General features: G+C 41.1%; 11 protein-coding genes. 5 read left to right on the top strand and 6 right to left on the bottom strand.

Features of this window, described 5'->3' with window-relative positions:
* Positions 1-13 precede the first annotated feature (13 nt).
* Positions 14-565 (top strand): alpha/beta hydrolase, encoded by a 552-nt coding sequence (locus H6G74_RS10690; protein WP_190967647.1) that lies wholly within the window; start codon positions 14-16, stop codon positions 563-565.
* A 260-nt stretch (positions 566-825) separates the two neighbouring features.
* Positions 826-2,250 (top strand): WGR domain-containing protein, encoded by a 1,425-nt coding sequence (locus tag H6G74_RS10685; protein ID WP_190967646.1) that lies wholly within the window; start codon positions 826-828, stop codon positions 2,248-2,250.
* Positions 2,251-2,536: 286 nt separating this feature from the next.
* Here the strand turns inward: H6G74_RS10685 and H6G74_RS10680 are convergent, their stop codons facing one another.
* Entirely contained in the window at positions 2,537-3,151 is a 615-nt protein-coding gene (locus H6G74_RS10680; RefSeq protein WP_190967645.1) for a hypothetical protein, read from the bottom strand.
* 195 nt (positions 3,152-3,346) lie between these two features.
* Here H6G74_RS10680 and H6G74_RS10675 point away from each other — a divergent pair, with 195 nt between their 5' ends.
* A complete protein-coding gene (locus H6G74_RS10675; protein ID WP_190967644.1) occupies positions 3,347-3,919 on the top strand; it encodes a Uma2 family endonuclease in 573 nt (190 codons plus the stop codon).
* On the opposite strand, the gene H6G74_RS10670 is transcribed toward H6G74_RS10675, so the two are convergent.
* Positions 3,916-5,250 carry a hypothetical protein gene (locus H6G74_RS10670; protein WP_190967643.1) on the bottom strand — a complete coding sequence of 445 codons (1,335 nt, stop codon included), beginning with the start codon at positions 5,248-5,250 and terminating at the stop codon, positions 3,916-3,918. The genes H6G74_RS10675 and H6G74_RS10670 overlap by 4 nt on opposite strands.
* A 537-nt stretch (positions 5,251-5,787) precedes the next feature.
* Between H6G74_RS10670 and H6G74_RS10665 the strand changes: the two genes are divergently transcribed.
* A complete protein-coding gene (locus tag H6G74_RS10665) occupies positions 5,788-6,459 on the top strand; it encodes a glycosyltransferase (protein ID WP_313888475.1) in 672 nt (223 codons plus the stop codon).
* Positions 6,460-6,667: 208 nt separating this feature from the next.
* On the opposite strand, the gene H6G74_RS10660 is transcribed toward H6G74_RS10665, so the two are convergent.
* The 4 genes from H6G74_RS10660 to H6G74_RS10645 form a co-directional block, all read right to left on the bottom strand.
* Positions 6,668-11,713: a PAS domain S-box protein gene (locus H6G74_RS10660; protein WP_190967642.1), complete on the bottom strand. Its 5,046-nt coding sequence runs from the start codon at positions 11,711-11,713 to the stop codon at positions 6,668-6,670.
* Between the two features lie 533 nt (positions 11,714-12,246).
* Complete coding sequence (gene bioF / locus H6G74_RS10655; protein ID WP_190967641.1) at positions 12,247-13,419, bottom strand: 8-amino-7-oxononanoate synthase; 1,173 nt, start codon at positions 13,417-13,419, stop codon at positions 12,247-12,249.
* Between the two features lie 157 nt (positions 13,420-13,576).
* Entirely contained in the window at positions 13,577-14,632 is a 1,056-nt protein-coding gene (locus H6G74_RS10650; RefSeq protein ID WP_190967640.1) for a helix-turn-helix domain-containing protein, read from the bottom strand.
* Positions 14,633-14,791: 159 nt separating this feature from the next.
* Entirely contained in the window at positions 14,792-15,676 is an 885-nt protein-coding gene (locus H6G74_RS10645; protein WP_190967639.1) for an alpha/beta hydrolase, read from the bottom strand.
* Positions 15,677-15,857: 181 nt separating this feature from the next.
* On the opposite strand from H6G74_RS10645, the gene H6G74_RS10640 reads away from it, so the two are divergent.
* Positions 15,858-16,706, top strand: a complete 849-nt coding sequence (locus tag H6G74_RS10640) for a helix-turn-helix domain-containing protein (RefSeq protein WP_190967638.1) — start codon at positions 15,858-15,860, stop codon at positions 16,704-16,706.
* The last annotated feature ends 32 nt before the right edge of the window (positions 16,707-16,738 follow it).

Here is a 16,738-nt window from a genome sequence, read left to right as displayed (position 1 = left end):
GAAGTTAAATTAAATGCAGATTTTTCAAGTTTGGAATCAATTAACCAGGTGGAAGTTTAGTAAATTCTTGAGTCAGACAGTGGCTTTAGGAGTTGGTGCTAGTGTTTTGTTATTCAGTGCTAGTGCTAATGCTGCTGAACAAGTGATTTTAAAGTATGGGAGTTTTCAAGGGCCTGTTTCCGTTGCAGAATTGAACGAGTTTGTGCAAACAGGTAAGACTACCCCAACAATTAGCAATTATTTGCAAGCGGCCAAACAAGACCCAGATGCAGCGCGTAAAGCCTTAGTCGCAGGTATTAAGGCTGAACCTGCTTATTTAAATAGCTTGCTGTCTGGCTGGACAGGGCCGATTTTACTAGCTCAAGTTGGTGATGTGGTGCATCCGCCTGGAGAAGATTTAGATGCACAGGCGCTAGAAACATCTTTAAATAAATCTATTCAAGAAGATGGGGAAATTAGTCTGTTAGGCGCAATTCGTCATTATCCAGATCATACTGTGGAAATAGAAGGCGATCGCCTCATCCCGGTTTATGAAAGATTAAGCAGTTTGGCGAAAGTTCTCTAAGTACTAAGTGCATTATCAATCTCATACCAATTCTGTATGAAGATGCACTGAATTAAAGAACGAACTACAAAGGGCGCAAAGGACACAAAGAAAGAAGAGATAAAAGATTAAATGCAACCTCACATAGAATTGGTATCAGAGACGATTTATCAAGCAAATCTTCAGTGCATTCCAGGTAGGTTGGGTGTAATGCAGTAAAACCCAACATTTTTAGGATTTTGTTGGGTTACGCTTACATTCAGTTCTAACGAGAAAATGTCATGACTAAGGAAATAACCTACCTAGAGTTATCAGAAGATAGTGGAAGTTCCCACAAATTTTATGAGGTAATTGTTGAAGATACTCAAGTAAGCATCCGCTACGGTCGTATTGGTGACGCGGGACAAACGCAGACGAAATCTTACCCGACATCAGAAAAAGCACAGGCGGAAGCGGCGAAGAAAATTAACGAAAAGTTAAAAAAAGGCTATGAAAAAGCGGTGATGGGTGTGCGTCAAAAGCGTTCTGTGACTCGCCGCGAAGTGAGTAGTACTGCTTCCACAGCAAAACAAGCGCCAATTTTGTGGAAGTTTGCAGCTAATTCCGCCGCTTTTGGGATTTTTATTGATGCTAACCGTTGCTGGCTAGGTAATCAAGCAGGTCAAGTTTTTGCTTTGAACCATGAAGGTAAAGTGAACAATCAGTTTAAGCTACCTGATGGGGTGAAATGTTTAGTTGCTGATGATATCTGGATTTACGCTGGCTGTGATGATGGTAATGTCTACGATTTGACTGGGAAGTTACCCCGCGTTGCTTACAAAATTGATGAAAATGTCGATATATTCTGGCTTGATATTAAAGATGGTTTATTGGCTGTCTCTGATGTCAATGGTGGTGTGACCACTATAGATCATGATGATGAATCACAATGGACGCGCTTGAGTCAAGGTAGTTCTGGCTGGATGGTTCGCTGTGATGAAGCGGGAATTTATCACGGTCATAGTCAAGGAGTGACTATGTACGATAACAAAGAAGGTCGAATGCTGTGGCATCAAAAAACCGCCGGGAGTGTATTATTTGGTTGGCAAGAAGCATCCACAGTTTACGCTGGTGCAAGCGATCGCAAAATTTATAGTTTTAGTAAGCAAGGTCAACCACTAACAGTATACAAGTGTGATTCCTCGGTTTATTCTTGCGCTACAGCCCAAAATGGTAAATATGTGTTTGCGGGTGACAATAATTCTTCGATTTACTGCTTTAACCAAGCCGGGGAAAGACTGTGGAAGTTGGGGACTGGTTGTGGTTCTGCTTTATCTATGCAGTTTTACGAATCTCGAATTTATATTGTCACTACCGATGGAAGTTTAGCTTGTATTGATGCTAGTGAAAATGCGATCTCCTCTGCTCAAGCTGGTACAATTCCCGAAGCAACTGTGATTAAAGCACCAAAAACTGAGGGAGTCACACCTTCGGCTGTTTTGGAAACTACTACAGATACAAGTAATGGGGTAATTGTCGAGTGTTTTCAAGATGGCAGTCAACTGCGCGTCAGAGTTATTTCCCCAGGCTACAATTCTAACTGGAATGTGCAGTTTCCTAAAGATATTCGCCAAGCAGGCGATCGCTATCTCGTCCAAGAAATCCGCGAGTCAGCCAGAGGCGGCTTTTATCGCGCCTATGGCGATATTAAAAAGATTAACAATTAACACCCAGTTGCAAGTAACCTGGGGTGGGAGTGGGGAGTAGGGAGTATATATCAAAAACCCTTTCACCACTCAACCTAATCTCTACAGACAATCTTGGTACGTAAGTCCTGATGATATTACATCTATATAATCAGCAACACATCTATAGGACTCATATTTGATTTCTGAAAAAAAATTAGTACACTCAGAGCAGGCTTCTTTCCTACTCCCCACTCCCCACTCCCCATTCCCTACCTACACAAATAGATTCAGGAATCAAACCGTATTCCTATAGTCTCTACATTTTTTAATCAACACGTTGAATACCAACGTGCTGGGTAAAGACAAACCAATCTTTCGAGAAACCTTTAAACTCAATATCCTTCAGACTAAATTTGAGATGATTATCCTTCAGGGTAAATTTCACAATATTATTGTTGTCTGGCTTATCGGTTAATAAAATTAATTCTGTACCGCCTGGAATTACCTGCTTGGATTGATCATTCATGAATTTAGAATCTCCAGGTTCGCGCTTAATGATGGTATCTGCGTTAAACACCAGTTTGAGGAAACCTTGTTTATTGCCGACAGACTGGCGATCTACAGTTATATTTACTGTATTCTTGGCTTGTTGTTTAGTTGCGATCGCTTGAATATTTGTCACAGGCGTAATTTCATCTGGAATAATTTTGGCGTGTTTCCCAAAGGCATACCAGTTACTACTAAAACCTTTAAATTGAATATCTTCTAAAGATAATTTATAGTACTCAGAATGAGCCGCCGGGATTTCGTAAGACTTTAACACCAGTAAAGTCCCAAGCGGAATATGTTGTTGTTTCGTACTTGGCAACTGACTCGATTGTACTGGCTCTTGTTTAAGAATTGTATCCTGAGTAAATAGCACACGATTTAAGCTTGCCATATTCTAACCCTGAGAACTTACATCAAGTTATACAATATCAAACTTAGATTTTACGGTTTCTCTGCATCTGGAGGGTGAAGTAAATTTATCCTCAGCTTAATAAAGTTATACTTATATAGTAATGTTGAGTTTTTGCGATCGCTCTACTCAACTTACTCGCTACCAGTTAGCAAAAAAGGCACGAGGAAAAGCTAAATGAATACTGTGGTTCTCAATTTAGAACCGATAGCACATTTAAGTGATGAACAATTCTATCAATTGTGTCTTGCCAACCGTGATCTCAGCCTGGAAATGAATGCAGCCGGAGAGTTGATTATTGTGCCACCAGTCGGAGGAGAAAGCGGAAATCAAGAAGCTGGACTAATAACTGATTTAGAGATATGGAATCGTCAAGCTAAATTAGGCAAAGTTTTTAGTTCTTCAACTATCTTTATATTACCGAATGGTGCAAAACGTTCTCCTGATGCGGCTTGGGTAAAATTGGCAAAGTGGGAAGCTTTAACACCAGAACAGCGTAAAAAATTCCCGCCACTTGTACCAGATTTTGCTATTGAACTGCGTTCCGAAACAGATAGGCTCAAATCTCTGCAAGAGAAAATGCAAGAATATATAGAAAATGGTTTGCGTTTAGGATGGCTGATTAATTATCAAGATGGCACAGTGGAAATCTATCGACTCGGAAAAGCTGTCGAAGTCAGACAAATACCGACAATTCTTTCTGGAGAAGATGTATTACCGGGATTTGAAATGCAACTAATCTTAACTTAACCTCTCTGAAAACCTTTTGCTGTTTGTTTTTGTCCCTTAGCTTTAGGTTTAGATTTATTAACTTCTGCCAGTGCTTCTTGAAATAAATTATGCAAATGTAAAGGCACACTGGCTATTTCTGGTAATTCTGGCTCGATAGGTTTACCATTCTCTTGCAAGAGTTTATCTAAGTCATTACTTAAGTTAAAATCTGGACGCTGCAAAAAATCTTGTAAAACTTTTTCTATTTGATTTGGGTATTGTTGTGCTAATCGATGCCAAATATAAGCATTGATACTTTTATCTTCTAGATAATAACGAATAGTTTTTTCTGCGCCTTCAATTTTGCGCCCATCATCAGCTAACAAAATCGCTTTAAATTTAGTGTATGTTGGTAAAAATATCAAGCCCCAACGAGGATGAGAAATGGTTGTGACTTGTTCCGCTTTTCGCAATTCAGAAGGTAAATCAACCTTTGGTGCAACCATTTTTTGTTGAGCGTTTTTACCATTCAGCATTTGCGAAACTACATTAGAGTCCACACCAACTTCTTTCGCGGCTGCGGCGATTTCATCTTGGGTAATGCCTGCTTCTGCTGCTACCTCATCTAAAGATTTAGAAGTATCTAATCCAGCAGCTTGGAGATATTTTTCACTGATAATTGCTTGAAATTCAACTATTTTTTTATTTAATTGATATCCTGGTAAAGTAACTTCATCACTACCAAAAAAGTCAACAAATTGCTGATGATACTGCTCGACTGAGTGCCATGCTTCTTCTAGCAATTCAGGAGCATCGCTGTAAAGATGACTTTTATAATTATCTTTAAAATTACCAATAGCGACAGCAAGTTTTGGCTTACCAAGTTTACCCATAAAAGTGTGAGTCCCAGAAAATATCCACTCATTTTCAGTTAGGGGAGAAATGCGGGTAAGTAATATATCTCCTGGCTGGAAACGAGATATGTCTTGTTGTTTTTCAGTACCGTTAGACTTGACGATATAATTTTTTGCTGTCAACCAGTTCATCAACTCCAAACCATCAGGTAAAATTTGGGTGATGGTGAATAAGCCGATAAAGCTACGATGCCAACTGTTGAGTAAATTGCGATCGCCATCGGTTAAATCTGCATCACTGGCAATAAATAACTCGATGGGTGAACTCTCACCAACTTTCCCTTCTGTAATAAACCGATCAATAATTAAATCTTGTTGGGTATGATTGCCATTTCCTTTATGGGACTGTGCGGCTGCATAAACCTCTAATGCTTGCGCCAGTTCACCTTCAGCATCTAGGACAAAATCGACCAAGGCTTGTTTAAGTGTTTGCGCTCTTTTTACTAGGACATCCACAAGCGAATCTCTCTGCTCAACAGTTGTAGCCTATAGCGTTTTGACAGAGAACCACATCTAGCAATAGCCATATTTCTTTTAGGGTATTCTCAGTCAGAAGTCAGAATAAGAAAAGGCTCGTAACCTAGCTTTGAGAAATCAATTGTTTACTTCACTCACTTGAAATTTGCCGTATTTAAGATATGTATAAAAAGTTTCTAGTTTTGGTTAATAGATATAACGCCTACAGCTTTCAGTTGAGCCATAAAGCTATGTAATTCTACTTTTGCCATCTCCGTAGAGAAGATATACCAGAAAAAAAATATACAAAAAATATTAGACAAATATTCAAAAATGGTTTATAAAAAAAATACATTCGTTTTGCCTACCTGAACTTATCTTCAAGTTAGCTACTAGTTGCTTGAAGAAGCTAGGGTTTATGCAGTGATCAGGGATAATCAGGCGTATCAACAAGTGTAGGAATTTAACCCTCGCACTAAGACTTAGCAAATAAGATATCAAGCATCTACCAGTCATATCATTTCCGGCAAATTACTTGTGATATTTCGGCCGCGAGTGCAAAGAAGTGGAACAAAGCGATCGCCACAGCAAACCATTTGGACAATCAGTTCTGCGAAGGATAATTTTATGAATCACCTACATCCTGAATTTTATAATCACCAGACTATTCAGCAGCAAATAGGCGATCGGCCTTTTGTATTGAATATCAGTGAAAATCTCTCCCGCAAACAGTTAGATATTCTCCTAGAAACCTATGCTCGTCTCAGATATTATCACCCAGAATTATTATTAGTGAGAGTCTGCCCAGAATGGGAACCAGAAATGCAGGCGCGAATCGAGCGATTAGGCATTCGTTATGGTATTCGGTTGTTCTCACAACTAGAACACCAAGATTTAGTAGAACTTTATCAACGTGCAGCGATAGTCCTAATCACCAACGATGGCGAAAGTTTGGATGTACCTTTAGTGAGCGATGTACCTGTATTGCAAGAAATACAAAAAAACACGGTTGTTTACTATCGAATTAGCAAGCGGGATACTATTACTCGTTTACTCAATCATCTAGAAGCAGCATTGGGGTTATCTCTGCGACTCAAGCCAGAAAACAAACATTCTGACTCCAATCATAGCGAGACTATTCATCAACTCAACGAAGAGTACAGATTTTTGCCTTATCACACTAGTGGATATACGCGGCTTGCATGGTAGCTTAACAACTGTGACCACTGCTAAGTAATACCAAATTGAACAATGATTGCGACAAATGGATTGCTCAAAAGCTTACCAGTAGAAACTTTTTCAATCCAAAATCTAAAATCTAAAATCCAAAATGGTATGAGTCGATGCAATAAAACCAAACTATATAAAGAAAAGTAAATAAGGCTCAAACGCTTTCTCACCATGCACCCTGCCTTCGTTATTTCCGCCGAATCAGTTTAGCGATCGCAATTGCTAAGTCAACAGGATCTACGGGTTTGGGGATGTGTCGTTGAAAACCTGCGGCCATTGCTTGTTTGTAGTCGATTTCGCCCGCATAGGCGGTGAGAGCAATTGCTGGGATTTGCCCGCCTTGATCTGGGGGTAATTGCCTCAATTGGCGCAGCAACATATACCCATCCATGATGGGCATTCCAATATCACTGAGTAAAATATCTGGCTGTAACTGGGCTAGGGCTTCTAGTGCTTCTGCGGCAGAGGCGACTGCTGTGACTTCTGCCCCATACTGTTCTAAGGCAAAGCTGAAAAACTCCAAGACATCGGCTTGATCATCAACAAATAAAATTCGCACTCCTGCCAATAATGAATCTTGGGTTGCCAAATCCATCTGTGCAGTTTCAGGATTCAACATAGGAGAATCGGCGCTTTTATGCAGAGGTAGCCGCACGGTAAAAGTTGCCCCTTGTCCTTCACCTGGACTTTCTGCCCAGACTATACCACCGTGGAGTTCTACTAAATGGCGGACAATTGCCAGTCCTAATCCCAAACCACCAAATACTCTGGTAGTTTTACCATCGGCTTGGCGGAAGTATTCAAAGACGTAGGGTAAAAATTCTGGGGTAATACCCTTACCATTATCAATAACTTGAATTTGCGCCTCCATCCCGACTTGTTCTAACCGCACTTCTACTTGTCCGGCTGACGGTGTAAATTTTACGGCATTGGATACCAAATTCCAAACAATTTGTTGCAAGCGATCGCCATCACCCATAACTTCAACGTTATGCTGGGGCAGTGAGGTTTGCAGTTGAATTGACTTGGCTTCGGCGGCTAAACGCACTGTTTCTAAGGCGGCGGTGATTGTGCTGTTTAAATCTACGGTGCGGATGTGCAGACTTAACTTACCCCGCAAAATCCGCGATACATCTAATAAATCTTCAATCAGTTGGGCTTGTAATTTGGCGTTGCGTTCAATGGTTTCCAAAGCCCGAACGATTGTATTTTCGTCATTTCTGCGGGTGCGGAGTAATTTTGCCCAGCCCAAAATCGGGTTGAGGGGAGTTCGCAGTTCATGGGAAAGCACCGCCAGAAATTCATCTTTGATGCGGTTGGCGGTTTCAGCTTCGGAACGGGCAAGGCGTTCGGCTTCGTAAAGTTGGGCGCGGGCGATCGCCTGACCACATTGCTGCCCCAATGTCAACATAAATCCTTGATCAGCTTCCGAAAAAATTTGGGTAGTTGCAAAACTCCACCCTAATGCCCCAATCACTTGTTTTTCTACAATCAAGGGAATACAAGCAAAGGCTGAATTTCCTGTCACCGATGGCAACTCGGCTAAATGGGGATAATTAGCTGCTAAGGCGGCTGGACTTTCGAGAAAAATTGCTTTACTTGTTCGCACAGTTTCTGCTAAAGGCACAGCCGCCGTCACCGGAAAAGTTTCCCAAGCTTCCAGCACTGATTCTGGATAGCCAGTGGCTTGCACAACTTTCAAATAACTGCCATGTTCTACTAACAAACTCACAGAACCCGCACTCGCACCTAAAGCCACAATTCCCTGATTAACTACAACCTCAGCCACTTGTTGCGGGGTGATAGCTTCGGAAAGGGCGGCGGTGATTCTTTGTAAACGCACAGTGCGACTGACTGCTAATTCTGCGGCTTGTTTTGCCTGCTGGGTTTTTTGGTAAAGTCTAGCGTTATCAATCGCCGCCGCCGCACGATGGGCTAAATCTTCTGCTAATGCCAAGTCTGCTGAATTATAAGCACAACTAGATGTGCCTCTCACTAGAGAAATTACGCCAAATATTTCCCCGCGCAAATGGAGGGGAATAATTATCAAGGAACCCATACCCAAGCTTTGGAGTAATTGCAAATGCTCCTCGTCTTTAGCCATATCTGCCAGAATTTGAGGTGGCAATTCAGGATAAAAGACTGATTCACCCCGCAGCAAAATTTCTCGAAACGGACTGTTGTTTTCGTATTTGGGCGGATAACGTCGGCGCAGTTCTGTGAGAATTTCGTGTTTAGCCGGAATAGCAGCAATCATCGCTATTTGTTGAATCGTATAATCTTCCCCCAGCACATCAACAACGCACCAATCAGCTAAGGTAGGCACTACCAAATTAGCCACATTATTGAGAGTGACTTGATAATCTAGGGAGGCTGCTAGTAAGCTACTGGCTTCGACTAAAAATTTTTGTGCTATTTCTGCTTGTTTGCGATCGCTGATATCTTCAATAATGCCGACTGCATACTTAGCTTGTCCATAAATATCCCAAACAGCCGAAGAAGTCAGATTTACCCAAACAGGGGAACCATCTTTGCGAATGTAGCGTTTTTCTAAAGAATAACCATTAATTTCCTTCGCTAAAACTCTCCCAGCCTGGGCTAAATCATCCGCTACATCATCAGGGTGGGTGATATCTTGAAAGTTCATCTGCATTAATTCGGCTTGGCTATAACCAGTAATCTCACACAATGCCGGATTTACTTGCAAAAATTGACCGTTCAACCCTACCAAAGCAATACCGACTGCGGCTTGGTTGAACATGGCGCGGAATCTCGATTCACTTTCACGCAAAGCAATTTCCGCAACCTTGGTGGCTGTGACATCCGAGAAAATTATCCCAATCCCCACAGTTTCATTTAAAGCATTGCGGACTGGATAATAATTACCCAGCCAATAGCCGTATATTCCTGGTTTTCCTGGTACTTCCCCGCTAATTTCCACATTCAGCAGAGGTTCACCAGTTTCTAACACCTGTTGCAATTGCGCTTCAAATTGTACCGCCATCCTGGGGAACATCTCGCTAAATTTCCGCCCCAGATGGGCTTCTACAGGGAAACCGTTAATGTCAGCTAAAACTTGATTAATTCGGATATAGCGTAGTTCTTGATCTAAAAAGCAAACAGCCACAGGTGCGCCTGCTAACAGTGCATCTAACAGTGCTAGAGATTCGGCATAATTGATTAACGCTTGATGATTATCTCGATAAAGTTGGGCATTTTCCACTGCTAAGGCAGCGCGATAAGCTACATCTGTGGCCAAATTTAAATCAGTTTCATCGTAGCAACGATGGGAGTCGGCGATCGCAAAGGTAATACAACCCAAAACTCGCTTGTGGGCGATTAATGGCACCACCATTGCCGACTTTGCCCCTAGCTGACGGATAATTTCCAAATGTTCGGCGTTTTGCGTCGAGGCAACTAACATCTGATCAGTGACTTGAGCGATTAATTCTGGTTTGCCTGTTTGCAGTACTCTAGCGATCGGATGTGTACCTGACAAATTCGGCACATAATCCTGAAGTTTTTGCGCTAACTCTGCCTGAGACGGATCTGCATAAGCCACAGGTAAACGCCGCAGTGAACCATCATCCGTCAAAATCTCCACACTACACCAGTCAGCTAATTGTGGTACAGAGATTCTAGCGATTTGCTGTAAAGTTTCCTCATAATCTAATGAGGTAGACAGTAAACTACTAATTTCCGCAATATAACGCAGTTGTTCTTCTGCTTGCTTACGTTCTTTAATATCAATAACAAAAAAAGCGCCTCTGTCTGAAGTTCTCTCAAAATGACTGCTACCGATTAACACTGGTAAGCGAGTACCATCTTTGCGGATATATTCTTTTTCATAAGGAATAGAAAAGGAACTGTGTTGAAGTTGTATGAGTGCTTGTTCATCAAGTGGGAGATACTCAGCAGGTGTCAAATTTCGCCAGTCCAATTCTCCATTAACTAAATCTTCGCGGCTGTAACCCAACATATTCAACAACGCATCATTAGCATCTGTGATTTTGCCATCTCTTTCCCAAAAGCCAATCCCAATCATGTTTGACTCAACCACACTGCGAAACTTGGCTTCGCTGTCTCGTAATGCTTGTTCAGCTTGTTTGAGTGGCGTAATTTCAACACCAGTAACTCCCACGCCCAGCAATTTTCCATCGGGTAAGCTAACGGGATAGTAGCTGACTAAACTTTGCCGATATACCCCAGGCGGATGAGTTTCGCCGCTAACTTCTTGATTCAGTAATGGTTGGCGCGTTTGCATCACTTGCTGAAACACAGGCTCTAATTGCCCTGCCCATTCCGGTAAGATTTCTTGTAAAGTGCGACCAATATGTTGGCTCAAAGGTATACCATTGATAGCTGCTAACGCTTCATTAGCATACACATAGCGTAATTCAGTATCAAAAAATGCCAATGCTATGGGGGAACTAGTTAACCAAGTATTCAGTAATGCTAAAGATTCATCTTTTTGTTGGAGAACTTGCTGAAGTTTGTTTTGTAGCTTGGCTTTTTCGATTTCTGTTTGCTTGCGTTCTGTAATATTTACGCCTACACAAGTTACACCACCTCCGCCACCTGTAAGGGGTTCCACTAGCAAGTCATAGTAAATCACTTCTTCCCCAAGACTGAGACAAACTTCCTCACGGGTGGAAATACCTTGTTCTACCGCTTGGCGTTTAATTTTCATCAATTGTTGTGCTATTGCTGTCGGGAACAGTTCATAATCAGTTCTGCCCAACACGGCTGCAACTGTATCTATACCCTGTAGATTATGAACCCATTGATAACGGAAATCTCTGTCTTGCTGAAACACCACAATATCTGAGTTACTGAGGGCGACACGAAATCGTTCTTCACTAATTTTTAGTTTCTGGAGATGAATTTCTGCTTTACGTTTAGCGTGCCTTAATTCTTCAGATAGAAAACTAAACAGTAATCCCTGTGCTGCAAATAACAGTATTTTTACACCATTAGGTAAACTTAACCCGACTGTGTAATGTTGGGAAAGAAAAAAGTAATCGCTCAATATTGCTGACAAGAAGGTTGCTAACAGTCCTGATTTCAAACCACCATACCAAGCACTCACCATTACAGCACTAAAAAATAGTAGGAATGGCGTTCCCTTCATGTCCAATATAGGGTCAAGCAAGAGCATAATTACTAGTGCTGTGGCGACAATTACCACCACAAAGCCATAACGTAGTAAATGCGAATAATGAATGTAGGGCATGAAAACAATTGCAAACAACCAAAACTTGTGGCGGAGGGCTATACATACCCTAAGCTAGTTTGCAATTTTTGGACATTTATCTAGAGATAGATCCTTTATTTAGAGTAAAAAACGTCTTTCGCTAGTAGTCAATTTTCCAAAAATATTGTATGTGTATCTAAATGAAATAAATAAAATTGTAATATTATAATATTTTATTTACATTAATTTGGTAAGTTTAAACAAACGCATTCTTATACATTTACCTTAAATTCTAGCAATTTCAAATAATTTACCAACAGTTTGCTTGCTATAAAATGCAAAATCTTGCTGGAGTAAAAATCAAGTTGTAGCTGAATTTTTGATTACTTAATTCTAGATGATTTCTATTTTGTGATAAGTAGGTCGATGCAATTAAAGATAACTAGTGAAGGCTGTCATTTGTCCTTGGTCATTGGTAAGGCTTTTAATCCTATTTACGTTTCGTAACATAGTTTGGTTTATTTCCACCGAGTTACTTACTTGTTCTTATTGCTGATTACGAAATTTAAACATCAAACCAAATTCTGATTTTTCAAGGCTGCGACTAATGCTTCTATATGCTTTGTTTGATGGGTAGCCATGACAGAAATTCTGATGCGACTGGTTGGGACAGTGGGTGGACGAATTGCAGGGGCAAAAATACCTGCATCTTTGAGTTGTTTACCAACCTGGAGTGCATCACTGGGACTGGGTAATTGAAAACAAAGTATGGGTGATTCTGTAGGCAGCAATTTGAGTTGGGGTAATTGCTGCTGCATGAAATTTTTTAGGTATTCAACATTGTGCCACAATTGCATTCGCCGTTGGGGTTCTTGTTGGACAATTTGAATTGCGGCTAAGGCTGCGGCTGTATCGGCGGGAGAAAGTCCGGTGGTGTAAATCCAAGTCGGGGCGCGATTGCGTAAAAAATCAATTAAGTGAGCATTGCCAGCGACATAACCGCCTAAACTACCTAAAGCTTTGCTTAAAGTGCCAATTTGAATTAACTGCTTACCAGTACAGCCAAAAAATTCCACACACCCAGCGCCAGTTTGACCCATTACCCCAGTCGCGTGGGCTTCATCAACTAGCAGCATACAGTTAAATTCTTCCGCGATCGCTAACAATGTTGGCAAGGGGCATAAATCCCCATCCATACTAAAGACGCTATCGGTAATGATTAGACAACGACGGTAGTTTTGCCGTTGCTGGCTGAGTTGAGTTTTTAACGCCACAACATCACAGTGAGGATATTCTGTGATGGTTGCCCCACTGAGAATGGCACCATTTTTCAGGCTGGAATGATTGTACTGGTCAGAGAGAATTAAATCGCGTTTCCCAACGACAGATGCGATCGCTCCCAAGTTTGCCAGATATCCTGAACTAAAGACAATTGCATCTTCGGTTTGTTTGAGAGATGCGATCGCTTTTTCTAAATCTCTGTGTAATTGTCGATGCCCACTGAGTAACCGAGAACCCGTACTACCAGTCCCCAGTTCTCTAGTAGCAGCTGTAGCAGCAGCAATTAACCTTTCATCTCCAGCCAAACCCAAATAATCATTACTAGCAAAATTAATCACCTCTCGCCCCGCCAAAACCACTGTCGCACCGGGGCGATCGCTTAAAGTTTGTACTGTACGATACCAGTCCGCCCGATGGATGGTTGCTAATGATTCTTCTATCCAAGCGTAAGGGTCTGGTGTCATAAGGGACTTCTAATTACAAAGATATATTATCACTGTGTAGGCAGGGGGCGAGGGGGCAGGGGGATAAGGGGGACAAGGAAGACAAGGGAGATAAGGAAGTAATCTTTCTACCTTGTCTACCCCCTCTCTCTTGTCTAATCCCACTCAGCACTCCTCATTACAGTGCTTCTGGTGGGGCAATATCTGAACCAACACTAATTCCAGCCTGACTCGACTTAATACCCGGTTTGGTATTAATTTCCGGGTTTTGGTTTGTCTGAGAAATAGACGAAGACGAACTAACATCAGGATTAACAGTGGTGTCCATTTTTTCCGGCTGAGACATAACAGATAACCCTCCCACTGTCCCAGCTACCAGGGCTGTGTAGCCTAAATATAAATGTATCGGTCGTAGTTCTAACCCCATACTAGGGGAATTATGTTTAGGCTGAGACCAAGAAGGTATAACGGATGGAACAGTATTCACCATTGGTAACGAGTTAGCCAAATTTGTGCCGTTCAATCCCAAAGCATTACCCATCACCCGGATAAATCCTCTGACTAAAATATCCTCTGGTAATGACTCTAAATCGCCGTTTTCGACTGCTTCCATTTGATGAATTGGTAAGTGAGTGAAGATACTCAAATCTCTCAAACAAAAACCTCTAGCTTCACGGGCTTGGCGTAGTTGTTGACCAATTTGACTCATGATTGCTAAACGTTGGGTGGCTAATTGTTGCTGGGCTAGTTCAGCATTCGCTTTTTTTTGATTGGGTTGCAGCCAGTTCATGAGTTTTGCAGTGGGATGTTTTTTAGCTGAATTTTCTGGATTGTGGGTTACAGGATTACTTCTATCTTCCGTTACCACAGATGTTGATAATATATCTGTATTTGTTTGTGGGTGATTGAGATGATTGCTGGTAAGACTATTAGCAACATCACTAGATTTTTCTAATTCTGTGTTTGTTTGTTGATTGCTATCTGCAACTTTTGCGTGATGTGCAAAGTTCTGGAAGACTAAACTAATGGCTTCTCTACCGACAGCTTTAAATAAATTTTTGGCTTCTTCGGAAGAACCAAGTAATGTTTGTAGTTGAGCCACGGCTTGACGATAAACCTGACTGCGATGAAGTTGAGACTCAATTTCACCTAGTAGCGATCGCAGTTCTGTTTGCGAAATTTCAATGGTAGGATTTCCTAGAATTTTAAATAAATATGCAGGTGCCATAGTCATAATACAAATTACTCCCCATACCGCAACAAGTTTAGTTGTATAAATTCTCCTGCACTTAAAATCTGGCATCAGGATATTTATGTATGAAGCCGCATATTTTTGGTTATTTTAGGTATACTAACCAACAGGCATAAAGGCAAGATTAAGAACTAAGTAATATTACATACCAGCCTTTTGAACAAATGACTGTACCCATTGCAGATATTTACTACCAGAAACTACTGCTGTATTGTTATGGTCAGCATTGGGAACCAAAATTAGCTGTTTTGGTTCAGGGGCGGCATCATAAAGTTTTTGGCTCATGTAAGCAGGTACAGTGGAATCAGCAGTGCCGTGAATAAATAAAACTGGCATTTGCAACTGTGGCACTTTTTTGATTGAGTCAAAACGCTGTGTCAAAATTAAATCGATGGGAAAGACGGAAAACCATTTGCGAGTAGATATGATTTCGCGCATGGATGAAAAAGAGCTTTCTACGATTAACCCAGCCGCTTCGGGGTGTTTCACAGCTAAATCAATAGCGATCGCACCACCCAAAGAATGACCATAAATAAAAATTTTCTGGGGAGAAATTTGCTGTTGCTGCGTCAGATATTGCCAAGCGGTAGCAGCATCTTGATAAACTCTCATTTCATTAGGAAAATCGCCTTGGCTGCGACCATATCCCCGATAATCAATCAACAATACCGAAAATCCTAGTTGATGAAATCGCTGACTATGCGCTATATTTGCGCCAATATTCAGGCCATTCCCGTGCAGATATAACAACACCTTGGCATCGGGCTGGTTGGCTGGAATCCACCAAGCATGGATTTTTTCCACCTTTCCCAAGCTAGTTTTTACAGGTAGCCAGACTTCTTGATAAGGCAGATTGAACGAGTCTGGTGTCTTTTCAATGAAATTGGAGGGAAAAAAGATGAACTTGGGTTGCTGGAAAAACAGAAATAAACTGATACTACAGTAGGCGATCGCGACAACTATTCCAAAAACAAGTAACAGCCTAAACTTGAATAAAAATAACAATTGCTGCTTACGTATTTTCATACGGGTAATTTTATGCTTTAAAAATTACTTGTATAGCAGTTTTTGTTCTTTTCGTATAGAGTATAGAGTCAAAAACAATTTGGGATTCTTGAAGAAGAATTCAGAAGTCAGAATTCAGGAGTCGGAAATTTAGTAATTCTTCCGTTAAATAGTAAACGTAAGTTAATTTTAGGAGAAGGTCGTGAGCCTCTTAGAAGACGTTCAAAAAGAACAGTTGCAAGAAATAAGTAAAACTTTAAAACAAGTCAGACAAGAAAAGTCTATTCAACTAGAGCAGGTAGCAATTAAAACCAATATTCGCCTTGCTTGCTTAAAGGCTTTAGATGCGGGAAAATTTGATGAATTACCCGAACCTGTATATATTCAAGGATTTATCCGTCGTTATGCAGATGTCATCGGTTTAGATGGTGCGTCGTTAGCCAAAACTTTTTCCACTGAAGTTCAACCTTCAATGGTGGAAAAAACCTCTGGTCATAAAGCAGCATCGAAACGTAAATTTTCTTTACCACTATTCATTCCTTACACCGTTTTATTATTAGTGGCGGCTGGTGGGCTTATGTATGTACTTAATCCCCAATTTTCTGCCGAATCTCTTGTTAAAAAACTTAACTTAGGAACATCTAAAAAAACAACAGCAGCCTTATCTCAACCTACACTATTACCTAAAACTGAATCTTTGCCATCAGCTAATCAAGCACCAGCCGAAAATCCCCCAACTCCCCTAGCTGTGGTTGCACCCCCAAAAGATAGTTTGAGTCAAGCTGTCGCTGTTACTTTAGAACTTCAGGGTAAATCTTGGTTACAAGTGAAAGTAGACGGTAAAACTGAATTTGTGGGTAACTTAAACAAAGGACAACGCAAAACCTGGACAGCTAAAAAACAGTTGACTGTGCGTTCTGGAAATGCAGGCGTTGTCTTGGTTTCTGTCAACAATCAACCAGCAACACCCTTGGGAACTACAGGGAAAATCAAGGAAGTCACATTCACTCCCCAAGTCAACAGTCAACAGTCCAAGGTCAACGCGCAATAGTTTATTAATTTAAACTGCATTCTATAAATTCT

The organism is Nostoc spongiaeforme FACHB-130 (assembly GCF_014698475.1).
Lineage (GTDB): Bacteria > Cyanobacteriota > Cyanobacteriia > Cyanobacteriales > Nostocaceae > Nostoc_B > Nostoc_B spongiaeforme.
This window is presented reverse-complemented; position numbering and strand designations above follow the sequence as displayed.